The following is a 26272-nucleotide window of genomic DNA, read 5'->3' as shown; positions in this document are numbered from 1 at the left end:
ATATGAAACAAGGTAAATATTCAGTTGGTTTAGATATCGGAACTACGAAAATTGTAGCAATTATCGGAAAGGAAAACGAGTACGGTAAAATTGAAATCTTAGGTATAGGTAAATCTAAAAGTTTAGGTGTGCATAGGGGAGTGGTAAATAATATTACCCAAACCATTCAATCTATTCAACAAGCAGTTGAACAGGCAGAAAATAACTCTGGTTTAAAAATAGGCTCGGTAGTTGTTGGTATTGCAGGGCAACACATAAGAAGTTTACAACATAGCGATTATATTACTAGATCTAACTCCGAAGAAGTTATTAATGAAGATGATTTAGATAAACTTTGTAATCAGGTTTATAAATTAATTATGCTACCTGGCGAAGAAATAATTCATGTATTACCACAAGAATATAAAGTGGATGGTCAGGCAGAAATAAAGGAACCAATTGGTATGTATGGTGGAAGATTGGAAGCAAACTTTCATGTAGTGGTTGGTCAAGTTTCTTCTATAAAAAATGTAGGTCGTTGTATTAAAAGTGCAGGTTTAGATTTAGGAAGCATAACACTTGAACCTTTAGCATCAGCAAATGCAGTTTTAAGTCAAGAAGAAAAAGAAGCAGGTGTTGCTTTAATTGATATAGGAGGTGGTACAACGGATTTAGCCATTTTTAAAGATGGAATTATTCGTCATACCGCAGTAATACCTTTTGGAGGTAATGTAATTACCGAGGATATAAAAGAAGGTTGTTCCATTATTGAAAAGCAGGCAGAATTATTAAAAATAAAATTTGGATCTGCATGGCCTGGAGAGAATAAAGACAATGAAATTGTTTCTATACCAGGACTTAGAGGTAGAGAGCCTAAGGAAATAACTTTAAAAAATCTTTCTAAAATTATACATGCGCGAGTTGTAGAGATTGTGGAGCAAGTATATGTTGAAATAAAAAATTATGGTCATGATGACCAAAAGAAAAAATTAATTGCAGGAATTGTTTTAACAGGTGGGGGAAGCCAGCTAAAACACTTAAAGCAATTGGTGGAATATATAACCGGAATGGATACAAGAATTGGGTATCCAAACGAACATTTGGCGGGAGATTCTGATGAGGAAATTGCAAGTCCATTATATGCAACTGCGGTAGGACTTTTAATGAACGCATTAAAAACTCAAGCTAAGAAAGAGGCTTTTCAACAAGAAGAACAAGAAATTGCTTCGGCAATGGGTGAAAAGTCTATGAATACTAATGATGTTGATACAGCTCCTACAACGACAACAGTTACAAGGGAACGAAAATCAATATTTGACAAATGGTCCGATAAGTTAAAAGACTTTTTGGACAACGCAGAATAAAAAACACGAGAACACAGTATAACCAGTAATACACAAAGTATGAGTAACAGTAATGAATTTGGAAGTATCTCCTTTGATTTGCCCAAAAATCAGAGTAACGTAATAAAAGTCATCGGCGTTGGTGGTGGTGGTAGCAATGCTATTAATCACATGTACACAGCGGGTATAAACGGGGTGGATTTTATCATTTGTAATACAGATGCTCAAGCCCTTGACAATAGTGGTGTACCTAATAAAATTCAATTAGGAGTTTCTCTTACAGAAGGTCTTGGAGCAGGAGCAAACCCAGAAGTGGGGGAGCAATCGGCTATAGAGAGCATGGAAGAAATAAAAAACATGCTCGGCAATAATACCAAAATGGTATTCATTACTGCCGGTATGGGAGGTGGTACAGGTACTGGAGCTGCACCAATGATTGCAAAACAAGCTAAGGAACTGGATATCCTTACAGTTGGTATTGTTACCATTCCTTTCCAATTTGAAGGTCAAATGCGTACCAAACAAGCGCAAGCAGGGATAGAAAAATTGCGTAAAAATGTTGACTCATTAATTGTTATTAATAATAACAAATTAAGAGAAGTGTATGGTAATTTAGGATTTAAAGCTGGTTTCTCTAAAGCAGATGAAGTTTTAGCAACTGCCGCACGCGGAATTGCAGAAGTAATAACGCATCACTATACACAAAACATAGATTTACGTGATGCAAAAACAGTACTTTCAAATAGCGGTACCGCAATTATGGGTTCTTCTACTGCATCTGGAACATCAAGAGCACATGAAGCGATCACTAAGGCATTAGATTCTCCATTATTAAACGATAATAAAATAGCTGGTGCTAAGAATGTACTGTTATTAATTGTATCTGGATCAAAAGAAATAACTATTGATGAAATAGGAGAAATCAACGATTATATTCAAGGAGAAGCTGGTCACGGCGCCAATATTATTATGGGTGTTGGTGAAGATGAAACACTAGGGGAAGCGATTGCTGTAACGGTTATAGCTACGGGTTTTAATGTGGACCAACAAGATACTATTGTAAATACAGAATCTAAAAAGATAATACATACTTTAGAAGATAACCAAAAGGCAGAACAACACCTTATGGGCTCTGAAAACGTAGTGTTTGAGTTGGTCGAAGAAGAAGAGGAAATTGAAGTTGCTGCTGTCTCGAAAGAGCCTAAAGTGGTAAAGCATATTTTAGAGGAAGAAAAGCCAGCAATGGACTTAATACCTACATCTAGTTATATTAAAAACTTTAATGTATTCTATGAAGAAGTAATTGCTGAAAATGTTGGCGAAGATTTTATAATAGTAGATTCTAAATCTAAACTAAATAATTTTGAGGTAATTGATCCTATTACAGTTTCTTCAGCGAAAATAGAAGATGATCAGTTTGTATTTAGTTTTGAAGCTCCAAAAGCACAAAAGTTTGAAGAACATGACGAGGAAGAAAAAGAAAATGTGTTCTTGTTTTCTTTAGATGATGAAGTAAAGGATATTGAAGTAAAAGAGCATATTGAAGTTATTCCGGTATTAGAATATAATAAAGAAGGCGAAAAAAGATATAGTCTTGATGATTATATGGAGCTAGAGAATAAGTTAACTGGAGCAAAATCTAAAGCCGAAGAGTTTAAACCAAAAGTTGTGGAAGATGAATTAGTTTTTGAGAGAAAAACTGTTGAAAAAGCTAATCCTAACTTCGAGGAAAAGGTAGAGATAGATCCAATAGATATGCCTTTAGAAGAATTATTAAGAAGTAGATCTGAGGAGCGCAAAAGAAAATTAAAAGACTTTAATTATAAGTTCCAAAATAACAACTCTAGTCGTATTGATGAAATAGAAAAACATCCAGCTTATAAACGTCAAGGGGTTAATTTAAATGAAGTAAACAGAGATAGTAAAATATCAAGAACTTCATTAAGTGAAGATAGTAATGATGAAATTCAGATAAGATCTAATAATTCTTTTTTACATGACAATGTAGATTAATAAGTTATTTAATAACCATCTTTAAACCCGGAAATAGCATCTATTTTCGGGTTTATTTTTTATCTTCGTACCGCAAAAAAAATTGAGATATGAGTTTACAGCAACAAGTAATGGAAGAGATGAAAACAGCAATGAAAGCTAAAGACAAAGTGGCTTTAGAATCTTTGCGAGCTATTAAATCGGCTTTATTATTGTTGCAAACTGAAACAGGTTCTGGTGAGCAAATTTCCGAGGATTCAGAAATACAATTAATTCAAAAATTAGTAAAGCAACGTAAGGATAGTGCTGCTATATTTATTGAGCAAGGTAGAACAGATTTAGCAGAACCAGAATTGGCGCAAGTAGCTATTATCGAAAAGTTTCTACCAGAACAGTTAACAGAAGAAGAAATAGAGAAAGTAGTAGTGCAAACTATTGCTGCGACTGGAGCCGAGGGTATGAAAGATATGGGTAAAGTAATGGGGATAGTGTCTAAAGAATTAGCAGGTCAGGCCGATGGTAAGACTATTTCTATGATTGTAAAAAAGAAATTAGCATAATTTAATAAATAAGGCTGCGTAGTTCAACTGGATAGAATATCAGATTTCGGCTCTGAGGGTTGGGGGTTCGAATCCCTTCGCGGTCACGAATAAATAAAAAGTCTATACGTCAAATCAAGCTTGCTTGAATTTGTAAGTATGGACTTTTTATTTTCAAAGCGGAGCTTTGAGGGATCAACGCAGTTAATCCAACGTTATGTAGAATCTGAATGTCTAGAGTTGCTTGCTTGAATTTGTAAGTATGGACTTTTTATTTTCAAAGCGGAGCTTTGAGGGATCAACGCAGTTAATCCAACGTTATGTAGAATCTGGATGTCTAGAGTTGCTTGCTTGAATTTGTAAGAATGGACTTTTTATATTCAAAGCGGCGCTACCTTGAATCGTATTACGACTTAAAAAAATGAATTAAATACGCAATTAGTATACTTACGATAAGACCAATATTTACTTTGGCTAAATCCTTAATTATAAGCGAATATGTTTTTTTTAGTTCTTTTTTCTCAAGAATATACTTAATTGCTATTTCACGTCCTGCAAGGATCCCTATAAAAGTCCATGTAGTGCTCATAGGTACATTATTAAGCATGGTAAACACATAGAGTAATACTCCATAGCATAAATCAATTATAGTAGCAGAACGTATGTGTTGCGTGTTGGATTTTTGATTCACGATTTTTTGAATGCTACCCCCTTTGGTTTTAAAAATATATGCCATTATTAATAAAATAATAGCCATAGAAATCAAAAGTTCTACTATGCTTAATTGTCTTGGCAAGAACACGAATATATTCGCAAAGTCTTGAATGAGCCATTGCGACCATAAAAAAGCAGTAGAAAACCATTGCGCTACTAGCCAATAGGGTTTTTGCTTTTTAAAATTCATTAATCGTAAAGATGCTCTTGTTTCAAACTGTTTAGCAATTAGTAAGTATAAAACCAGCGCACAAGCAAAAGCAAGCGTATAACCAAAAATAGATTTTAAGATCATTTTTTCAATAAGTTGGCCAGACGAGAATACACTTAATATCATGAATGTGGTGCTCACAGGAATTCCGTATCGAGTAATAACCATTAAACTTATCGGGGCTAGTAAATACCACCAAGGTAATGGGTCCGGTAGTGGAATTTGAGATAATCTTCCATAAGATACATCACCGCCATGAAAATGCCACCCAACTAAAAGCGTAATTGTTAATATAGATCCTGAAAACGCCCACAAATACCACCATTTAATTTTAGAATTAGAAGATATAAATGTGCCCAAGGTTTGGATAACGTCATTGGCTATAACCGAATAGGTCGCAATTAGAAATCCTAAATACAAAATAAGTATGTTCACAGAATATAGAAATAAAAATCAATATTAATTTAAAAAAATCGCGTAAAATTAGATTAATATTTGGCTGACTTATAGAAACTTGAAAAATATTTCTTTGCCAAGAAAATATATGATTGGAGTGTTGATTTTGTTTGTACTTTTATCCCACAATTTCGATTTAAAGAAAATGTCCATATTTAGGATTTTACTTTTTATACTATTTGTTGGAAACTACAATATTAATTTTGCTTCGGTACCTAGTAGTGTAACAAATGATACAACCACCATTCAAGAATCTGTAGATTCTGGTATTGGCAATAAATTTTTTACACTTTCCGAAACTGTAAATCTTTCTGTTGAAAGTAGTTTTTCAAATTATATAGGTAATCCTTCTAAAATTGTTCATCAAACGCTTAAGAATAAATATCAATTCTTATGTGCTCATAAAAATAGAATTGCTTTGCTTTATATTCAAGGCGATATTATTTTCATCAAGTTCAATTCTTGCAGTATTTCTTATCCTTTTCATTACTTCCCTTAGATAATAAATTGAAATATTTTTTGCCTTAATCTTCGATTTAGGGCAATCCTATTTTCTGTTTTATTAATCAATTTTTGTAATAATTGATTAATAAAGCATTGTATATCAATATATTAATCTAAATTAATTTTCTAATGAATACTTCATTAATAATAGTTTGCAGCATCATGGTGTGCGTAATTTTTTCACCATACTTTTTATTCAATATGTCTAAAAACAGTCATAAATCACAAATTAAAGATGTGTTATTAAAAAACAATCTAAAAATTGCTCAATCTGAAACTTGGGCTAGTTTTTATATTGGAATAGATGAAATTCAAAAAAAACTGATTTTTTTAATTTTTAAAGGTAAAGAAGTAGAAGAGCAAATCATTGATATTAAAAATGTCAAAGAATGCCAGATTGTTGAAAAGCGAAAGTTTTTCAAAATAAAAGATAAGCAAGACTCCGTATTGGAGCATTTGAATTTGCATTTAAATTTAAATAACGGAGAAGTATTAGATCTTGTTTTTTTTGATACTAATTTAAATTATAAAGAAGATTTTGAATTAAAGCGAATCGAAAAGTGGAAGTTTATAATCACCTCTTTAATAACTCAAGAGCGAAATGCTAAAAAAGCTGCGTAACATATAAGTATTTAATAAAGTATCTGAGTTATATGGCATATAATTTTTTTCGCAAGAAAACATTAGAGCAACTTCAGACGGAGTCTGAATCCTCTTCACTAAAAAGATCTCTTGGCGTGTTCGATTTAACCATGATGGGTATTGGAGCCATCATTGGCACGGGAATTTTTGTATTAACAGGAGAAGCAGCTGCGGGTACAGAACATGCACTCGGTGCTGGCCCAGCATTAACAGTATCCTTTGTTATTACAGGGTTAGCCTGTTTGTTTGCTGCATTATGTTATGCAGAATTTGCATCTATGATTCCAATATCGGGTAGTGCATACTCGTATTCTTACCACTCTTTTGGAGAATTAATTGCTTGGATAATTGGGTGGGATTTGGTTTTGGAATATGCTGTGGGTAATGTCGCGGTTGCCATTGGTTGGTCTGGTTATTTTAAAAATTTACTGGACGGCTTAGGGTGGCATCTTCCCGGTTGGATGTCGGCATCTACAGGTACTGAAATGGTGTTGTTGCCTAATGGAGCTTGGTCAGCACTTACACCTGCCATAGAATCTAAATATGCAGATATTATTACTACATTTCCGCATACCACGGCCTTAATTAATTTGCCAGCATTTGTAATTACACTTTTAATTACTGCTTTGCTGTATATAGGCATAAAAGAATCCGCTAGGGTAAATGCTACACTAGTAATTGTAAAATTAGTTTTAGTAGGTTTGTTTTTATGGTATGGGATACCACATTTCGACCCAGGTACAAATTGGGAACCTTTTGCTCCAAATGGTTGGAAAGGTATTATGACGGGCGCAGCATTAGTGTTTTTTGCCTATGTGGGTTTTGATGCGGTGAGTACCACTTCTGAAGAGGCTAAAAACCCTCAAAGAGATTTGCCAAGGGCAATGATTATTGCATTGGTGGTTTGTACTATACTTTATATTGTTGTTGCTGCAGTTCTAACAGGTATGGTGCCATTAAATATTCTGGCTAATGAAAAGCCTGTGGCGGATGCCTTAATTGCGGTTGGAGAAGACCAAGTTGCTTTATTAATTGCTATAGGCGTAACTCTGACAATGCCAACGGTTTTATTAGTTATGCAATTGGGTCAAATACGAATACTTTACGCCATGAGTAAAGATGGGTTAGTGGGTAGTAAACTGCATAAAGTGTCTCGTAAATTTTCTACACCTTCTTATGCTACTTTATTAGTAGGATTGTTTGTTGCAATTCTTGCTGGTACTATTGATATTGGTGTTGCTGCAGAGCTTACCAATATTGGAACTTTATTTGCATTTATTATTGTAGCCATAGGTATTTGGATTTTAAGAGTTAAAAGCCCTGAAGCCCCTCGTAAATTTAAAACCCCATACTTTAAAGTCGTTTGCTCTTTATGCGTAATTGTTTGTTTAGGATTAATGGTTGCCTTGCCATTAGTGACTTGGATAAGATTCTTTTTATGGATGTTTTTAGGAGTACTTATTTACTTAGCTTATGGGTATAAAAAAAGTAGATTAAATAATTAGTCAGCAATAATTCTTATATTTATGAAATCCATAGCTAAAACTATGGATTTTTTAATTAGACTATTAATTACATAGCGATAAAAAAATAGACTAATTTTGGCGAAATTTTTTTGCCAGTTGTAATTACTGATTATCATTAAATGAGCAACCAATCACGTTTGAAAAGTATTTTGTTGGGTAGGGTAAAAGGTTTTTTTAAATTTCTTAGAAAACATCCTTTTAAAAGTTTTTTTTATTTAATAGGGTTAGGTATATTTTCTTTAGGAGTTTTTATTTTGTTAATCTATTTCGGAGCTTTTGGAAAACTGCCAACTAAGGAGTATTTAAAGCAATTAGAAAATCCAATTACTTCAACAATTTATGCGTCGGACAATGAGCCTATTGGTTATTATTTTCTACAAAATAGATCCAATGCTGATAGTACTCAAATATCCAAATATTTAAAGGAAGCTTTAGTAGCAACTGAGGATAGTAGGTTCTATACCCATAGCGGAATAGATTATAAAAGCTACGGTCGTGTATTTATAAAATCTATTTTATTAGGTCAGAATGCAGGTGGTGGTAGTACGGTTACCCAACAGGTAGCTAAAAATATTTTTGGTAGGCAAAAGCAATTTTTTCTATCTACACCAATAAATAAAATAAAAGAGGTTTTTATTGCTAAGCGTATAGAGAGTATTTATAGCAAAGAAGAGGTGTTGTTGCTATATTTTAATACAGTTTCTTTTGGAGAAAATATTTATGGCATTGAAAAAGCCGCGTATAGATTTTTTAATAAACCACCAGAAGAACTAAGTTTATCTGAGAGTGCAACGCTAATTGGAGTATTAAAAGCACCATCTTATTATAATCCAAGAACCAATCCAGAGCGAGCAACAACCCGCAGAAATGTGGTGCTTAGTCAAATGGTAAAATACGGTTTTATTACTGAAGAAGAAATGCAGGCCGCTAAAATTCCTTTGGTTTTAGATTATCAGCAACCAAAAAAAGTTGCTTCGTCTTATTTTAAAGATATGGTTGCGGATGAGTTCACCAAATGGGCGGAAGCTAATCCAGCAGAAGATGGTCATATTTATAGCTTAGAGGCCGATGGTTTAAGTATTTATACCACAATAAATCCAACGATTCAGAAATATGCAGAAAAAGCCTTAAATAGGCAGGTAGAGAATCTGCAGATATTAATGGATCAGTATTGGGATGCTGCAACCACCGAAGGAGGTAAAGAAGCGCTATTAAATACATTGGTAGACCAGAATTTAAAAGTTAAAAGTCTACGAAGTCAAGGAAAAAAGGAAAGTGAAATAGAAGCCTTTATTCAACAAAAGAAAAAAAGAAAATATTGGGTTGTTGGTAAAGGATATGAAGGGAAATTACAATCTCTAAAAGACTCGATAGAGAAAAGTATAAATAGACTCCATGGCAGTGTTCTTGTCATGAGTAGTACATCTGGTAGAATTCTTGGATATGTAGGTGGTATAGATTACGGTTTTAGTCAAATAGATAATATTAAAACACCACGACAAGTGGGTTCTACATTCAAACCAATAACTTATTTGGCTGCTCTAGAGGCAGGGCAAGATGTTTGTAGTTACTACAACAATAATCTTGTGACTTATGAAGAATATGAAAATTGGCAACCTAGAAATGCAACTGGCGGTTACGGTGGTAGTTATAGTATGCATGGCGCCTTGGCGAATTCAATTAACACTGTATCTGTTAATATTCAGCTGAAAACAGGTATTGAACGAGTTTTGGCACAGGCAAAAAAAATGGGTATCGAATCTACTTTGCCAGAGGTGCCTTCTATAGTATTGGGCACTGCAGATATAAGCTTATTAGATATGGTTACAGCCTATGCAAGTATATCTAACGGAGGTAATAAAATTAAGCCTTATGCAATAGAACGAATTATTGATGAAGATGGTGTAGTTATTTATGAAGCCAAACCCAAATATGGAGATCGAGTTGCTGGATATACACATGTAAAACAACTTCAAAAAATGATGGAGGGTGTAATTAGAAGTGGTACAGGATTACGTTTAACGGGTTATGGAATACCGTACAATTTAATTGGCAAAACTGGTACTACTCAAAATAACGGTGATGGTTGGTTTATAGGTGCCTCTCCCGAAGTGGTTATTGGTGCTTGGGTTGGAACTTATGATAAAAGAGCGCAATTTTCCACAACAAAAATGGGTTCTGGATCTTACACTGCTTTACCTATTGTAGGTTCTGTTTTTCATGATTTAAGTACTTGGAAAAGACCTATTCTAACCAATTTTATATATGATTTTGATTATTTTCCTTGTCCTCCATATTTAGAAATGAATGCTAAAGAAGCCTTCGAATTTGCTAAATCCGATACCTTATATGTGCAAAACTTAAGAATTCAAGATTCACTTAGAGTATTATCTGAACTGCCGGTACCAATGGATTCTCTTTTAGGGAATAATCCTATTTTGATAAAATCAGATTCTATTTTAAAAGATAGCACGGCAGCAGATATTAATTCATTACTGAAGAATTAATTTAGTATTTAATTCACTATTTCAGCTTTGGCATAAGCGTCTTTTGTAAAATAATTTAAGTAGGAATCGTTTTTAAATAATTTAGAAACAGTTTCTCTAATTTGCACCTCTTGTAAAGAGGAATTTGCGGTTTTGTAATCTGAATGTAGCAATTGAATTGTAGGGATGGTATCGCTACTAATTTGCTTTCCATTAGCACTCGTTACCTTAAAAATGGCTTTACTTTTTAAAAGTGATTTACCATTGATTATTACGGTTAATGTATCTACATTACTTGGATTAGAGAAAAATTTGGTAGCGCTGTTTACCAATAACAAATCTGACTTAGTTTTGACAACTTCTTTAGGTTTTTCTGTAGTTTTTTTGTCGTTACTGCAAGAGATAAATAATGTAGTTAATGCGATTAAAATAATTTTGTATTTCATAGTTGTATTGTTGTTTGTTCAATACAAAAATGATATTATCTGTTCCTAAAAATGTCACCTAAAAAAGTGAAAATTATACTCCCTGAATTCAGGGATGTCAGGTTTTCTTATGCCAATTAGATAGGTTTTATTCGTCTAACAATCCCATCTTTAAGGCATGTTTGGTAAGCCCTGCCAGATTTTTTACATTAAGTTTTGAGATTAGATTTTTTCTATAGCTTTCAATGGTATGTTTACTTAAGAATAGTTCATCTGCAATTTCTTGTGTAGTATATTCTTCTGCAATTAGTTTTAAAACTTCTTTTTCTCTATCGGTTAAATTTATTTCTTCAACTTTCTTGTTGTCAAACATAGCATCTGTGTACGCTTTTTTTATTTCTGAAGAAAAGTATTTTTCACCTTTAATTATAGAGCGGATTGCGGTTAAGAGCTCGTCTTTTTCCGCATTTTTAGGCACATAACCATCAACATTATTTCTAATTAATTTGTCGATCATATTGCCATCAATATGCATACTAACCACTAGTGTTTTTAAACTAGGATAGGTTTCTTTTACAATTTTGTTTAACTCAATACCATCCATTTCAGGCATCGTTAAATCGGTTATTAATAAATGTATATTTTCCACTCCATTAATACCTAAATATTTTACCACTTGCGCGCCATTTTTGGCGGTAAGTATTACTGAAAACTCGGGCGCATCATTTAGTATGCTAATAAGCCCATCGATGAACATTTTATGATCATCGGCAATAATGAGATTGTATTTCATTTATTAATTTTTTAAGTCAGCGGAAATTCCATAGCAATAACAGTTCCTCTATTCTTAGAAGAATCAATATTAAAAGTTCCGTTTAATTTTTTAATCCTACTTTTTATATTTCCTAGTCCAATACCATCTACTAGTTCTAACGCATTAAATCCTTTCCCATTATCTTCAAATAATAAGGATAGTTCATTTTCTATAAGATTTAAATGGATGTTGACTTTTGTAGCCTCCGCATGCTTAAGAGTGTTAGTCATTAATTCTTGAAGAATTTTAAATAATTCCATTTGTAAATTTTCATCTATTTTGTTTATTTCATCCACTGGGTGAGGATAAAAATCTACCAGTATTTTGTCCGATTTTGTAATGGAGTTTGCAAATTCTTTCACTAAATCTGTGAAAGCATTTTGTTTAAATTTTTTCGGAATAAGTGTATGCGAAATGTCTCTAACTAATTGATAAGTTTCATCAATTTGATTATTTATAGTTTTTAAAGCAGGTGAATTTTGAGCAAGGCTGGATAATTGCAATTTTATACCTGCTAGATTGCCACCAATACTATCATGTAATTCTTGAGCAATTCGTTTGCGCTCTTCATCTTGACCATCCATAGAGGCCTTAATTAAGTTTAATTCTTGCTCTTGTAGCAACGATTTTACTTTTTCAGTGTTGTATTCTTCTTGCTTTTTAGCTAATTCGCTTTGCGTTTGTATTTTTTGGTAATACACAAAAAGTAGAGCAATAATCGGAATCAGAATAATTAGAAACCCAATTAGAAAGGCATTTTTTATCGTTTTTTGTCGCTTTAGTTCCGCTTCTTTTAAAAGTTTATCTTCTTCAAGCGTGTTTATTTCTTTCTCTTTTTCAAGAGTTTCATACTGTATTTCTAATTCCCTAATTATGGCTTGCTGTTGTTTAGTAGATATTTCTCTTATAATACCTATTAACTGAGTCATAGCAGCATACGCATTTTCGTAATCTTTTTGTTTAGCGAAACAATTTGCATTTAAAATTAGTGACTCTCTTTGAAAGTCTAAGTTATCACTATCCAGTGCATTTATATAAGCCGTAGATAAACCTAATATTGCCACATCATAAAATCCCTGATTGTAGTAATATTTTGCTAATAATAAAGAACCCTCGTAATAAATGGCATCAAGATCATTTTGCTTTGCTTCATTTCGGATGCTTTCATAAGCCTGAAATGCTTGACCTAAATTTCCATTGGCTTCGTCAAGTTTTGCTATTTCAAGTTTAGAGGTTAGCTTAATTTCTAGATCATCTAGTGTTTCTGCTATGGCAATAGCATGATTATAGTATTTTTGAGCATTTTCATAATCACTGTTAAAACGATAAGCCTTTCCCAATAGTAAATAATTTTCGGCAGTTAAAAGGGGAGATTCTGCAGAATATTCTACTAAGGTTTTGTCTAAAAACTCAATAGCTTTAGTTAAGTTATTTTGGAAAATATAGCATTTAGCAAGACCTAATTTGTTTTTAAATTCAAATTCGGTGTATTTTGTATTTTCTGCACCTTGTAATCCTTGAATATACCATTTAATGGCATTGTCTAAAAGGCCATTCATAGCATTGCCAACACCTAAATAATAATCGGCTTTAGCGGAATAACGTTCTTTTATTAAATCAGATTCATTCCAATTTCTAGTTTCTTTTAAGTATAAATTAGCATAATGCAGTACAGAATCTGTATTGCTTTTTTTAATATGATATTCTATTAATTGATCGAAAATTGAGAATCTTTGAGCTCCATATTTAGCAGATTTTAATTGATCAAAATAGGGTTTTAATGATGTGGAATTTGTTCTTTTGGACCATCCAAAATTAATTGTTTGCATTTTGGTCTTTACAGTATCTTTTTCAGGGTTCTGCGCAAAACCTATAGATAGATACAAACAAAATAAAAACGTGAAAAGTGTTTTGAGTATACTGATGGTCTGCTCCTTTAAATTCATTTCTGAAATATACTATTTTAATAGGTATTTTATAAGAGAATAAATTCTATTATTGTTTCGTCAAATCTATACAGTTTAAAGATGCAATGTATCCCTGAAAACCGTGTTTATAGGCTAGATTTACTTTCTTTTTTCAAGAATTGAGGCCACAATCATTTTTGCATGTATTCTAGAGTTTTCTATAAACCATTTGTGGGTTTCCATACCTCCGCAAATAACACCAGCTAAATACAAATTGGCAATATTTGTTTCCATGGTATTTGGGTCATAAGTTGGTAATTTTTTATCATCATCTGATAAGGTAATACCAAGTTGCTCTAAAAATTTAAAATTGGGTTTGTAGCCAATTAATGCCAGTACAAAATCATTTTTAATAGTGGTCAGGCCATCTGGAGTATTGATTATGATTTCTTGAGGCTTAATTTCATTTAATGTAGCATTATAGAATACCTTGATACTGCCTTCTTCAATACGGTTAATGATATCAGGGCGAACCCAATATTTTACACGTTGCCCCACTTCTGATCCACGAATGATAAGGCTAACTTCGGCTCCTTTCCTATAACATTCTAAAGCCGCATCTATAGCAGAATTACTAGCGCCAACAACTGCTATTTTCTGTTGGGCATAAAAATGTGGATCATTATAATAATGACTTACTTTTGCTAAGTTTTCGCCAGGAATGTTTAATTTGTTTGGTATATCATAAAAACCAGTTGCAATTATTACGTTGATACCTTTGTAGGTGTCTTTGCTTGTGGTAATTTCAAAAAGTGAATTTACTTTTTCTACATGAGTAACATTTTCAAAAAGATGCATGTTAAGCTTATTACTAGTAACTATTCTACGATAGTATTCCAAAGCCTCGCTTCTTTTTGGTTTAGCTTCATTACTAATAAAGGGAATCTCATCAATCTCTAATTTCTCTGAAGAAGAAAAAAATTGCATATTAGTAGGGTAGTTGTATAGCGAATTTACAATAGGACCTTTTTCTAAGATAACATAGCTAAGCCCTTTTTTCTGAGCCTCTAATCCGCAAGCAATGCCGATAGGACCTCCTCCAATAATAACAAGATCCAAAGTTTTCATTAATTGGCACAATTTTTAAGTTCTTTGATGGTTTCTGTAGGATTGGAACTTTTAAAAACAAAACTTCCAGCAACAAGTACATCAGCCCCAGCATCCTTTAGTGCTTTGGCGTTCGATGAGCTTACGCCGCCATCAATTTCAATTAAAGTAGAAGCTCCTTTTTTTACAATTAATTCTTTTAACGCTTTAATTTTAGTGTAGGTGTTTTCTATAAAAGATTGACCTCCAAAACCAGGATTTACACTCATAATAAGCACAACATCGATATCATTGATAACATCTTCCAATAAATTTATATTGGTATGTGGGTTTAAAGCAACTCCAGCCTTCATTCCTGCAGCCTTAATGGCTTGTAAAGTTCTATGAAGGTGTGTACAAGCCTCATAATGTACCGTTAAGATTTCAGCACCTAATTTGGCAAAGGTTTGTATGTATCTATCCGGATCAATGATCATTAAATGCACATCCAATGGTTTGGTTGCATGGGCTGCAATAGCTTTTACTACGGGCATACCATAAGATATATTGGGCACAAAAACCCCATCCATAACATCAATATGATGCCAATCTGCTACACTATTATTAACCATTTCTACATCGCGTTGAAGATTTCCAAAATCTGCTGCTAATAGTGAAGGCGCTATTTTAATGTTACTCATGTGTGGTACGGTATTTTTGTTTTTACAAAAATAGTGAATTAGATGGCTAACTGTAAACGAAAACTTTACAGAAACAAGATGCGTTTTAAATCTTTTATTTTGTTAACTGTCTTAAACCTTCGTACACCACAATGCCCACGGCATTAGATAAGTTAAGACTGCGAATATGATCACTATATAGTGGTATTTTATAAAGTTTAGAATTGTTGATTTCAGTAATTTCTTTGGATAGTCCGCTAGATTCTTTCCCAAAAATTAAAAACATATTGTCTTTAAAATCAATATCCCAATGCGTTTTAGAACCATGACTCGAAAAATAGATAAAGTTTTCTCCTATATTTTTGGCATAAAAATCGTCGATACTTTCGTAAATAGTTAATGAAATGTGCTGCCAATAGTCCAAGCCAGCACGTTTTACGCGTTTATCACTTAGTTCAAATCCAAATGGTTTTACAAGGTGTAAATGGCTATTGGTAGCCAAGCTTAATCTGCCAATATTTCCAGTGTTATTAGGAATTTCAGGCTCGAATAGCACAATATTTAACGGCATTATTTTTTTAAAGATTTTAAATATAAATGTTCTACTTTTTCTCTAGCCCAAGGTGTTTTTCTAAGAAAATTTAAACTAGATTTTATGGTTGGATTGCTTTTGAAACAGTTTATGTTTACCTGCAAGGACATTTCTTGCCAGCCATATTTTTCAACAAGAAACTCTAACATGTCAACCAGTTTTACGCCATGGAGTGGATTATTAGGTTGTTCTTGTTTTAAACTGTCGTGCATTAATCTTTAAAATTTTAGTGGTGTAAGGGGAACTTTTAAATTAAAAACTCCGGTAATCAGCCGGAGTTTATTCATCAATCAAAAAACGAACAGTCATGATAACTGTTGTTACAGTTCACAAATTACAATTTTTAGACCAAATTTCCAATACAGAAATTTTTTAACAGTAATTTATGCTTAGTTTATTAACCAAGATATGTTTTTAATATTTTACTTCTAGAAGTATGTTTAAGTCTACGAATAGCTTTTTCTTTTATTTGACGCACACGCTCTCTTGTTAAATCGAAAGTTTCACCAATTTCTTCAAGTGTCATTGAATGTTGACCAGCAAGACCAAAATACAAACGAATAACATCAGCTTCTCTAGGTGTTAATGTTTCTAAGGCTCTTTCAATTTCAGTTCTTAAAGATTCGTGTAACAACTCTCTATCTGGATTTGGAGATTCACCACTACGAAGTACATCATACAGGTTAGAATCTTCACCATCAATTAAAGGTGCATCCATTGATACGTGACGACCAGAGTTTTTTAATGATTGTTTTACATCTTCAACAGTCATATCTAATTCTTTTGCAATTTCTTCAGGAGATGGCTGACGTTCGTGAGCTTGCTCTAGGAAGGCAAAAGTTTTATTAATCTTGTTAATAGATCCAATTTTGTTCAAAGGTAAACGTACAATACGAGATTGTTCTGCTAAAGCTTGTAAGATAGACTGACGAATCCACCAAACGGCATAAGAAATGAATTTAAAACCACGAGTTTCGTCAAAACGTTGAGCAGCTTTAATAAGACCAAGATTACCTTCATTAATTAAATCTGGTAATGTAAGACCTTGGTTTTGATATTGTTTTGCAACAGATACCACGAATCTTAAGTTAGCTTTGGTTAATTTTTCCAAAGCTGCTTGATCACCTTTTTTTATTCGCTGAGCTAATTCTACTTCTTCATCGGCAGTAATTAAATCTACTTTACCAATTTCTTGTAAATATTTGTCTAACGAAGCGGTCTCCCTATTGGTTACCTGTTTTGTAATCTTTAGCTGTCTCATCTAAATATTCTTTCTAAATTATGTTGTTGTGCATAGACTGCATTAAATTATACGTTGAAAAAATTAAAATGTTACATTTAGGTTAAGTTATTTTACATTTTTTGGTTCAAATGCATAAAAAAAGCCCTAATCTTTAGAATTAGGGCCTTTAGTATTGAGTTAGAATGGACTTTTATTAGTCTCTTCTTGGTTTTCTATCTCTATTATCACGAGAATTATTACGATCATTTCTACCGCCACGATCATTATTTTCTCTTGGTGGTCTTGCTACGTAACCTTCTGGTTTTTCTAACAAAGCCTTACGAGAAACTTTTTCTTTACGTGTTTTTGGGTCTATACCAAAGTATTTTACTTCAAAAACATCGCCCATGTTCACAACATCAGATACATTCTCTGTGCGTTCCCATGCAAGTTCTGAAACGTGCAATAAAACTTCATTTCCTGGTGCGTCTAAATATTCAACAACAGCGCCAAAATCTAACATTTTAATCACTTTTACTTTGTATGAATTGCCAACTTCTGGTTTGAAAAGTAAAGAATCTATTTTTGCTTGTACAGCAGCAATACCTTCTGAACCAACTCCTAAAATTTCAACAATACCCTCTTCAGTAATAGGATCTTCGTTAATAACGATAGTAGTTCCTGTTTCTTTTTGAAGCTCTTGAATAACTTTACCACCTGGACCAATTAATGCACCAATGAATTCATTCGGAATTCTTCTAGTAATCATTTTTGGTGAGTGAGATTTTACATCAGCAGCAGGAGCTGAAATAGTATCTGTAAGTTTCTTTAAAATATGTAAACGGCCTTCGCGAGCTTGCTTTAAGGCGTTTACAAGAATTTCATAAGAAAGTCCTTTTACCTTAATATCCATTTGGCAAGCAGTAATACCATCTGCAGTACCGGTTACTTTAAAGTCCATATCTCCTAAGTGATCTTCATCACCTAAAATATCAGATAATACAGCATATTTACCAGTTTCAACATCTGTTATAAGACCCATAGCAATACCGGAAACAGGTTTCTTTAATTGAACCCCTGCATCCATTAATGCCATTGTACCAGCACATACTGTTGCCATAGAAGAAGAACCGTTAGATTCTAATACTTCAGAAACAACTCTTACTGTGTAAGGGCAATCTGCAGGTACCATGTTTTTTAAAGCGCGTTGAGCTAAGTTACCATGACCAACTTCACGGCGAGAAGTACCTCTTAAAGGTCTTGCTTCACCAGTGGAGAAAGGAGGGAAGTTGTAATGTAAATAAAAACGCTCTTCTCCTTCAAAAGATGGCATATCTATTTGGTTTGCTTCTCTAGAAGTACCAAGAGTTACCGTAGCTAATGCTTGCGTTTCTCCACGTGTAAATATAGAGGAACCATGAGTAGATGGTAAATAATCTACCTCACACCAAATAGGTCTAATTTCATCAGTCTTACGACCATCTAAACGTAAACCTTCATTTAAAGTTAAATCTCTAACCGCAGCCTTTTCAGCTTTGTAGAAATACTTAGAAACTAAATCACCAAAGTCTTCTAATTCTTCCTCGCTAAAGGCAGCTTTTACTTCTTCTTTTATTTCATCAAATGCAGCACTTCTTTCATGTTTTGCTGAAGCTTTTTTAGCAACGGCGTAAACTTTATCGTAAGCTAATTCTCTTACTTTTTTCTCAATTGCTTCATCTTCTCTTTCTGGTTCGTACTCACGTGTTACTTTTTTTCCGAAAGCTTCTGCCAATTTTACTTGTGCAGCACATTGTACCTTAATAGCTTCGTGAGCAAATTTAATAGCATCAGCCATTTCTTCTTCAGAAATTTCTAGCATTTCACCCTCTACCATCATTACTGAATCGGCAGAAGCTCCAATCATCATATCAATATCAGATTCTAATAATTGTGCTCTTGTTGGGTTAATGATAAATTCACCATTAATACGACCAACTCTTGCTTCTGATATAGGAGTTTCGAAAGGGATGTCTGATAATTGTATAGCTGCAGAAGCAGCTAAACCAGCCATTGCGTCTGGCATAACATCATCGTCATGAGACATTAACTGAACCATAACTTGAGTTTCAGCATGGTAATCTTTTGGGAAAAGTGGACGTAAAACACGGTCTACTAAACGCATGGTTAAAACCTCACCATCACTAGGTCTTGCTTCTCTTTTGAAGAAACCACCTGGATAACGACCAGATGCCGCAAATTTTTCACGGTAATCTACTGTTAATGGTAAAAAATCTACATCACTTTGCTTGTAATTGGAAACTACTGTACATAATAACATACATTTTCCAGATTGGACAACCACAGAACCGTGTGCTTGCTTTGCTAATTTTCCGGTTTCGATAGAAATTTCTCTACCATCACCAAGGTCAATGACCTCTTTAAATACTTTTGGAATCATAAAATTGATTTGCAACTTGCTTTTACAAGTTAGTTAAACTTTGATCTTTGTGTCTTTATTCAAGACGGACAGTTGTTGTGCTGTTGTAGTTGTGCGACCAATGAAAAACTATATGCAAGCTTTTTGTCTGCTGCCTTATATTCTTTTGAAATAAAGGACTTTAAAAAAATACACCAAAACTTATTGGGTATATTAAAAAAGGGGGAAGCTAAGCTGTCCCCCTTGAAAATTATTTTCTAATGTTTAATTCCTTAATTATTGCACGATATCTGATGATATCTTTCTTAATTAAATAATCTAACAAGCTTCTTCTTTTACCTACCAATTTTACTAATGAACGCTCTGTATTAAAATCTTTACGATTGTTTTTTAAGTGCTCAGTTAAGTGGTTAATACGGTGTGTAAACAAAGCGATTTGCCCTTCAGCAGAACCAGTGTTTGCTTCAACACCACCGTGTTTTTTAAAAATTTCAGCTTTTACTTCTTTAGTTAAATACATTCCAATATTATTTTAAATGATTTTTATGTATATGATTGATTTTCAATCAGCGTGCAAATATACTATATTTTTTCTAACGACCTAACAGGATTGTTCTGAATTAAATCTATGTATAGATTTATTTTTTTCTTTAAATCTCTTCTGTGTACAATAAAATCCAAAAAACCATGCTCCATAACAAATTCGGCTGTTTGGAAACCTTCAGGTAATTCCTTTCCTGTGGCTTCTTTTACAACTCTTGGTCCTGCAAAACCAATTAAAGCTCCAGGTTCAGAAATGTTGATATCTCCAAGCATTGCATAAGATGCTGTTGTTCCTCCTGTGGTTGGATCGGTACATAATGAAATGTATGGAAGACCTGCTTCAGATAATTGCGCAAGTTTAGCAGATGTTTTTGCAAGTTGCATTAACGATAGCGCTGCTTCCATCATACGCGCACCACCAGATTTTGAAATCATAACAAAAGGTAGTTTCTTTTTGATCGCATAATCTATACCTCTAGCTATTTTCTCACCTACAACACTTCCCATGGAACCACCAATAAAGGCAAAATCCATACAGGAAATAACCACGTCTTTACCATATGATTTGCCAACGGCAGTTCTTACAGCATCTTGAAGTCCGGTTTTTGCTTGAGCAGCTTTTAATCGGTCAGCATATTTTTTGGTGTCTTCAAATTTTAATGGATCTTTAGATGTAAGCTTTGGATCTAACTCTTTAAATTTATTATCATCAAAAAGTATTTCGAAATATTCTTTACTTCCAATACGAACATGATAATCATCTTCTGGACTCACATAAAAGTTTTTTGCCAAATCCTCAGATTCAACAATTTTACCCGTTGGAGATTTATACCATAAACCTTTTGGAGTATCTTTTTTTTGTTCCGTTGCAGTTTGTATTCCTTTTTCCTTTCTTTTAAACCAAGACGACATACATTGAATAGTTAAGTTAAACGGATTTTTATATTATAACGTGTTTACGTTGTTTAAATCAGCAAAGGCCTTCTTTAAACGCTCTACAAAAGTTTTTTCACCTTCACGTAACCAAACTCTTGGATCGTAATATTTCTTATTTGGCTCGTCTGGGCCGTTTGGATTTCCAATTTGCGATTGTAAGAAATCTTTTTTGCCTTGGATGTAATCACGGATACCTTCTAAAAATGCATATTGTAAATCAGTATCAATATTCATTTTAATTACGCCGTAGCTAATTCCTTCGCGAATTTCTTCAACTGTAGAACCTGATCCACCATGGAAAACAAAATCAATATGATTATGCTCAACATTGTATTTTTTAGAAATGTATTCCTGAGAATTTTTCAAGATTTTTGGAGTTAACTTTACATTTCCTGGCTTATAAACACCGTGAACATTTCCGAAAGCAGCTGCAATGGTGAATCTATGGCTAACTTTTGAAAGTTCTTCATAAGCATAAGCTACTTCTTCTGGTTGTGTGTAAAGTTTAGAATCATCTACGTCAGAATTATCAACACCATCTTCCTCACCACCTGTAATACCCAACTCTATTTCTAAAGTCATATCCATTTTTGCCATTCTAGCAAGATATTCTTTACAAATAGCAATATTTTCTTCTAAAGGCTCTTCAGATAAATCTATCATATGAGAGCTGAAAAGCGATTTTCCAGTTTCTTTATAATGTTGTTCACTAGCATCAAGTAAACCATCTATCCAAGGTAATAATTTTTTTGCACAATGGTCGGTGTGTAATATAACTGTTGCACCATAAGCCTCAGCCAATTGATGTATGTGTTTTGCACCAGCTATTGCTCCATGTATTGCAGCTTTTTGTCCATCATTAGATAGTCCTTTTCCAGCATTAAATTGTGCGCCACCATTTGAAAATTGTATAATTACCGGAGCATTTAAACTTGCAGCGGTTTCAAGAACGCCATTTATAGTGTCTGACCCAATAACATTTACTGCTGGTAGGGCAAATCCTTTTTTCTTTGCGTAATTAAAAATTTCTTGAACCTGATCTCCAGTTGCAACTCCTGGTTTGATATTATGAGCCATAATTATATTTTCTTGAATTAGTTATTATAATAGTTGTGGAACAAAAGTAATAAAATAATTAAGAGGGATTCCTATTTTTTATGTGTAATCAAATGGCAAATACCCAGAAAATATTTCGATAACGTTATAGTATATATAGGTTTTTAGAAAGGATAGTTTATGCCAATTTGTAAAACAGAATTTGCGAAATTATAATCTCTAAACCATCTTTGGGATATTTCTTCAGCGGGGTTGTAGGTTTTAAATCCTAGGTCTACGCGTACTACAAAATAGGTAAAATCATACCTAACACCTAGTCCCGTACCAAGGGCAACATCTTTTAGAGAGCTGAATCCATTAAATGTAGCATCTGCATTTTCCACATTGTCAAAAACATTCCAAATGTTTCCTGCATCTGCAAAAACAGCTCCTTTGAAATTTCCAAAAAGTGGAAACCTATATTCTAGATTAAGCGCAAATTTTAAATTAGCTTCATTAAAATCATTTAAATTATCTGTGCGTCCAGGCCCTAAAGAATAAGGGCTCCAAGCTCTATTGTCATAAGCGCCACCAGCAAAGTAACTCTTAACAAAAGGAATGCTATTTGCATTTCCATAGGGAATAGCTATACCTAAAAAGCTTCTAAATGCTAGAATATTGGAGTGTTTTAAATCCCAATGTTTAACATAATCGAACTCTGTTTTAATATATTGAGAATAAGGAACACTGAAAACTAATTTTTGCCCATCATCGGTATTAAAAGGAATAACATTAGAGATTAATGAAAGAAAATTACCAGCACTTTCTATCTTAAATTTAAATTGATGAAAATCAGTATCTGAAATAGTAGTCTTGCTACTTTTTGAAAACGTATAATTTGTAGCAAAAATTAAGTTGTTTTGGGTTAAACGTATTCTTCTTTCTTCAATACTACTAACTTCATCATATTCATCGGAGGTGGAAACAATTGCCCTGTCTAAAATAGCTTTGGTAAATGCGGATGTCCCAGAGGGAATTGTAAGTTGTAAATCGCCATTGTCATTTGGCTCAAAATCATTTACAAAGCTTGGTTCGCTTTCAAAATTATCTGCAACAGCATCTAATCTATTATAAGTGGTTTGGTAAACATTGTAGAAATTATCTGTTCTTAAATTGCTTACAAATTGCAAATTTAAAAGCTCTATGGTATTGCTTACGCCATCTTTTGGTGTCCATTTATATTCTAAAATAGAATTTAAAGATTGCTTATCTAGTCCAATATTTTTTTGAAAACTTGTTCCAATAGATATTCTTGTTCTAGGTAACATATAATAAGGAATGATTTTCTTTTTATTTAAAAAGGGAAGCCACATTCTTGGAAAATCTAGGGCTACATCTCCGCCAAATTCTTGAACATTAAAAAATTGATTATCATTTATACTATTATCGCTTGATGCTCCTACATTTGCTCTGGCAGAGACACTTAAGTTTTCAGCACCTCCAAAAACATTTCTTATACTCAAGGTCGGAGAAAAGGATAATCCTGCATATTGGATGTTGGAACGAGAAATATCGGTATCAAACGCTAAAGAATATTTATCTCTCGCAGAAAGATATATATTAGATTGTAAAGTTGCTGTGGTACTATCAGCAATTATTTCTATGTTAGGGTATTTAAAATTATTTAAGTTATTTATTTGTCGATAGGTACGTAATCTATTTACATCTCTATAAACACTATCTTTTTCAATAAAAATAGCATCGGTCAATGCTTTGGGTTTGTATCTGAGTTTATCTTTATAATAAATGGTAAAACCATTATAATTTATAGAATCTAACTCGTTAGGATTATTAGCAAATAAATGATCCGCAAAAATATTTATCTTACTAAATTTATAAACTTTGTATTCGGTTTTTGCAGAGTCGCCGCGTTTTTTTAAATTTTCAATATTTAATTCAACATTCATTTTTTGATCATTCCTTGCTGCTGTCGTATCTGCAATTATATCGTAGTAAATTGAGCTTTCTTGAAAATTGTAAATTCCAGAATTACGGAAAACATCGGTTAAACGTGCTCTTTCATTATTAAAGTTGTTAAGATCAAATTGTGTGTTGCTTTTAATATAGGATTTATCCTTATTTAATCTATAAAGCGAATCTATTGCTGTAGAAGCAATTGCGCTAAAGGTAGAATCTACCATAAAAGGTTTGCCAAGGTCTAAGTTGTAGTTGATTTTTGCGCGTTGTTTTCGTTTGGTACTGTTTATAGTATAGCTGCCTGTTGCATTAAAATACCCTCTATTGCCGTAATATGCTTTTATTCTTTGCAGTGATTTGCTAGTCTTTGCTGTGTCTATGATTACGGGAGCTTCTCCAATTTTTTTTAGCCATTCACTATATCCTTTTACTAAAAAAGATTCCCCTAAACTGTCAAACTGTTTTTTAGATAAAAGTTTTATTAAGCGTTCTTCCCTTTTCTCTTTTTTGTTCAGCCAAGCTTGGTAGGTGGAATCTGGATTTTTTTTAGCTAAGTTGTAAAGGTTTAATCGCAATGGATAGCCTAACAAAGTACTGTTAGGTTTTTGGGCAATTAGGCTATTTATATTTTCATCTGTTACTTTTGCACTATCTGCAATAATGGTGTTTCCAACAAGTAAAAGTTCATTTTCTTCTACTCTTTTTAATGCATTACAAGAGGTGATGATAATACCTAAAAATAATAAGACTATTTTTACAGTGTTTTTTTTCAAACTAGATTGCGATTCTCTTAGAAATCAAAAATACGTTATTTGTATGGTTGGTAAAAGCCAAATAAAACTTATAAAAAGCTTACAACAAAAAAAAGTTAGAAGCCAGCAACAATTATTTGTTGTTGAAGGCAGAAAAACAGTTGAGGAGCTTATTAATTCTACTATAAAAACTAACAAAATATATACCACAAATGAAGAATTTGCTTTGGCGTATAATACTATTTCTGAATTAATTTCATCAGCTGATTTAAAAAAGATAAGCTCGTTAGCTACTCCAAATGGGTATTTAGGTGTTTTTGAAATTCCAAAACCTAAAAAAATAAATTTTGATGATTGGATTTTGGTATTAGATTTTGTGCAAGATCCAGGGAATTTAGGAACAATTATTCGTTTGTGCGATTGGTTTGGAGTGCGAAGTCTTGTTTGTTCTACAGATACAGTGGATTGTTACAATCCAAAAGTTTTGCAAGCAACAATGGGTTCTATTTCTAGAATAAATATGGTTTATGTTGATTTGCCCGAATTTCTAGAAACAACAAATCTGCCAATTTTTGGAGCTTTTATGGAAGGTGAAGTAGTATATAAATCAAATTTACCTAAAAAGGGTATATTGGTTATGGGGAATGAAGCAAATGGGGTATCCGATAAGGTGTTAAATGTTATTAATCAAAAAATTAGCATACCTCAGTTTGGTGAAAAAACCACTGAAAGCTTAAACGTGGCAACTGCGACCGCTATTTTATTGAACGAAATAAGAAGAGCTTAAATACCTTTATTCAAAAGTAAAATTCACGAATATTCCACGTGTTCGCATTCCTGCCAAATTACTTGTCCAAGGACTATTAGGGTCATTATCCGGAACCAATTCATTATTTATTGCGAAAACACCACGTATTGAAGGGGAGAATTTAAAATATTCTGTATAAAAATCAATTCCAAATCCGAGTTCCCAGTTGTAGTTGTTCTTGGTCATTCTAAACGTATTTGTAGAATTGTCTTCTAAACTATCTTCATTGCTTCCTAAATTTAGGGCATATGCGGCACCACCAACTAAAAAAGGTTTCCAGTTACCTAATCTTTTGGTGCTTACTTTTAATAAAATCGGAAAATTTATATACGTAGACTTAACTTCTCTAAGTGCGTCATTTGGATCAGTAAAACCTCTGAATCCTATAGTTCTTTGTGCGTAGAATAAGCCAGGTTCAAAACGTACATCCATGAATTGGTTTAATCGCAACTCACCTATCAGACCAACGTTAAAACCTGTTGAAGTAGATACTAAAATATCTCCATTATCTGGAATATCTCTATAGTCAAATTTAAAATCATATTGATTAAATCCTAAGAAATAACCCCAATTTAAAAGCGCTTCATCTTCATTTTCTAAATTGATGATAGGTTTTTCATTAAACTGACAATGTGTAGATAAGCCTATAAATAAACCTATAAACAGTAAAAAAATATTCTTCAT

General features: G+C 33.0%; 23 protein-coding genes and 1 tRNA gene. 9 read left to right on the top strand and 15 right to left on the bottom strand.

Features of this window, described 5'->3' with window-relative positions; all coding sequences use genetic code 11:
• The first annotated feature begins 2 nt into the window (after positions 1-2).
• The 4 genes from ftsA to B8963_RS00780 all read left to right on the top strand — a co-directional run bounded on the left by ftsA (position 3) and on the right by B8963_RS00780 (position 3960).
• On the top strand, positions 3-1343 hold the full coding sequence (ftsA, locus tag B8963_RS00795) for a cell division protein FtsA (RefSeq protein WP_084059408.1): 1341 nt from the start codon (positions 3-5) through the stop codon (positions 1341-1343).
• A 39-nt stretch (positions 1344-1382) separates the two neighbouring features.
• Positions 1383-3335 (top strand): cell division protein FtsZ, encoded by a 1953-nt coding sequence (ftsZ, locus tag B8963_RS00790; protein WP_084059407.1) that lies wholly within the window; start codon positions 1383-1385, stop codon positions 3333-3335.
• Positions 3336-3424: 89 nt separating this feature from the next.
• Entirely contained in the window at positions 3425-3874 is a 450-nt protein-coding gene (locus B8963_RS00785; RefSeq protein ID WP_084059406.1) for a GatB/YqeY domain-containing protein, read from the top strand.
• Between the two features lie 12 nt (positions 3875-3886).
• Positions 3887-3960: transfer RNA gene (locus tag B8963_RS00780), tRNA-Arg, on the top strand.
• Positions 3961-4259: 299 nt separating this feature from the next.
• Here the strand turns inward: B8963_RS00780 and B8963_RS00775 are convergent.
• Entirely contained in the window at positions 4260-5213 is a 954-nt protein-coding gene (locus B8963_RS00775) for a hypothetical protein (RefSeq protein ID WP_084059405.1), read from the bottom strand.
• A gap of 79 nt (positions 5214-5292) precedes the next feature.
• Here B8963_RS00775 and B8963_RS00770 point away from each other — a divergent pair, with 79 nt between their 5' ends.
• The 4 genes from B8963_RS00770 (at position 5293) to B8963_RS00755 (ending at position 10413) form a co-directional block, all read left to right on the top strand.
• The gene (locus B8963_RS00770; protein WP_143312431.1) at positions 5293-5733 is read left to right on the top strand and encodes a hypothetical protein; all 441 of its coding nucleotides are present in this window, start codon (positions 5293-5295) and stop codon (positions 5731-5733) included.
• A 242-nt stretch (positions 5734-5975) separates the two neighbouring features.
• Positions 5976-6359, top strand: coding sequence for a hypothetical protein (locus tag B8963_RS00765; protein ID WP_143312429.1), 384 nt, complete (start codon positions 5976-5978; stop codon positions 6357-6359).
• A 32-nt stretch (positions 6360-6391) separates the two neighbouring features.
• Positions 6392-7885 (top strand): APC family permease, encoded by a 1494-nt coding sequence (locus tag B8963_RS00760; RefSeq protein WP_084059402.1) that lies wholly within the window; start codon positions 6392-6394, stop codon positions 7883-7885.
• A gap of 275 nt (positions 7886-8160) precedes the next feature.
• Positions 8161-10413, top strand: a complete 2253-nt coding sequence (locus B8963_RS00755; RefSeq protein ID WP_234989592.1) for a transglycosylase domain-containing protein — start codon at positions 8161-8163, stop codon at positions 10411-10413.
• Between the two features lie 8 nt (positions 10414-10421).
• Here B8963_RS00755 and B8963_RS00750 read toward each other — a convergent pair whose 3' ends face one another.
• The 13 genes from B8963_RS00750 to tamL all read right to left on the bottom strand — a co-directional run bounded on the left by B8963_RS00750 (position 10422) and on the right by tamL (position 24801).
• Positions 10422-10838: a hypothetical protein gene (locus B8963_RS00750; RefSeq protein WP_084059400.1), complete on the bottom strand. Its 417-nt coding sequence runs from the start codon at positions 10836-10838 to the stop codon at positions 10422-10424.
• 127 nt (positions 10839-10965) lie between these two features.
• Positions 10966-11610, bottom strand: a complete 645-nt coding sequence (locus B8963_RS00745; protein WP_084059399.1) for a response regulator — start codon at positions 11608-11610, stop codon at positions 10966-10968.
• A gap of 11 nt (positions 11611-11621) precedes the next feature.
• Positions 11622-13577: a tetratricopeptide repeat-containing sensor histidine kinase gene (locus B8963_RS00740; RefSeq protein WP_084059398.1), complete on the bottom strand. Its 1956-nt coding sequence runs from the start codon at positions 13575-13577 to the stop codon at positions 11622-11624.
• Positions 13578-13697: 120 nt separating this feature from the next.
• Positions 13698-14666: a YpdA family putative bacillithiol disulfide reductase gene (locus tag B8963_RS00735; protein ID WP_084059397.1), complete on the bottom strand. Its 969-nt coding sequence runs from the start codon at positions 14664-14666 to the stop codon at positions 13698-13700.
• Positions 14666-15325, bottom strand: a complete 660-nt coding sequence (rpe, locus tag B8963_RS00730) for a ribulose-phosphate 3-epimerase (RefSeq protein WP_084059396.1) — start codon at positions 15323-15325, stop codon at positions 14666-14668. Before rpe ends, B8963_RS00735 begins: the two co-directional genes overlap by 1 nt.
• Before the next feature lie 94 nt (positions 15326-15419).
• Positions 15420-15875: a tRNA (cytidine(34)-2'-O)-methyltransferase gene (locus B8963_RS00725; protein ID WP_084059395.1), complete on the bottom strand. Its 456-nt coding sequence runs from the start codon at positions 15873-15875 to the stop codon at positions 15420-15422.
• Positions 15875-16108 (bottom strand): VF530 family protein, encoded by a 234-nt coding sequence (locus tag B8963_RS00720; RefSeq protein ID WP_084059394.1) that lies wholly within the window; start codon positions 16106-16108, stop codon positions 15875-15877. Before B8963_RS00720 ends, B8963_RS00725 begins: the two co-directional genes overlap by 1 nt.
• A gap of 185 nt (positions 16109-16293) precedes the next feature.
• Positions 16294-17157 carry a sigma-70 family RNA polymerase sigma factor gene (locus B8963_RS00715; protein WP_013551006.1) on the bottom strand — a complete coding sequence of 288 codons (864 nt, stop codon included), beginning with the start codon at positions 17155-17157 and terminating at the stop codon, positions 16294-16296.
• Positions 17158-17332: 175 nt separating this feature from the next.
• Complete coding sequence (locus tag B8963_RS00710; RefSeq protein WP_084059393.1) at positions 17333-19558, bottom strand: polyribonucleotide nucleotidyltransferase; 2226 nt, start codon at positions 19556-19558, stop codon at positions 17333-17335.
• Positions 19559-19787: 229 nt separating this feature from the next.
• Positions 19788-20057, bottom strand: coding sequence for a 30S ribosomal protein S15 (rpsO, locus tag B8963_RS00705; RefSeq protein ID WP_084059392.1), 270 nt, complete (start codon positions 20055-20057; stop codon positions 19788-19790).
• A 62-nt stretch (positions 20058-20119) separates the two neighbouring features.
• Complete coding sequence (gene accD / locus B8963_RS00700; protein ID WP_084059391.1) at positions 20120-20992, bottom strand: acetyl-CoA carboxylase, carboxyltransferase subunit beta; 873 nt, start codon at positions 20990-20992, stop codon at positions 20120-20122.
• 33 nt (positions 20993-21025) lie between these two features.
• Positions 21026-22093 (bottom strand): class II fructose-bisphosphate aldolase, encoded by a 1068-nt coding sequence (gene fbaA / locus B8963_RS00695; protein ID WP_084059390.1) that lies wholly within the window; start codon positions 22091-22093, stop codon positions 21026-21028.
• A gap of 143 nt (positions 22094-22236) precedes the next feature.
• Entirely contained in the window at positions 22237-24801 is a 2565-nt protein-coding gene (gene tamL / locus B8963_RS00690; protein WP_084059389.1) for a translocation and assembly module lipoprotein TamL, read from the bottom strand.
• A 43-nt stretch (positions 24802-24844) separates the two neighbouring features.
• On the opposite strand from tamL, the gene B8963_RS00685 reads away from it, so the two are divergent.
• The gene (locus B8963_RS00685) at positions 24845-25567 is read left to right on the top strand and encodes a TrmH family RNA methyltransferase (protein WP_084059388.1); all 723 of its coding nucleotides are present in this window, start codon (positions 24845-24847) and stop codon (positions 25565-25567) included.
• Between the two features lie 6 nt (positions 25568-25573).
• Here the strand turns inward: B8963_RS00685 and porT are convergent, their stop codons facing one another.
• Complete coding sequence (gene porT, locus B8963_RS00680) at positions 25574-26272, bottom strand: type IX secretion/gliding motility protein PorT/SprT (RefSeq protein ID WP_084059387.1); 699 nt, start codon at positions 26270-26272, stop codon at positions 25574-25576.

Source organism: Cellulophaga tyrosinoxydans, assembly GCF_900176415.1.
Classification (GTDB): domain Bacteria; phylum Bacteroidota; class Bacteroidia; order Flavobacteriales; family Flavobacteriaceae; genus Cellulophaga; species Cellulophaga tyrosinoxydans.
The sequence above is the reverse complement of the archived record's forward strand: the minus strand, read 5'-3'. Positions and strand labels throughout refer to the sequence as shown.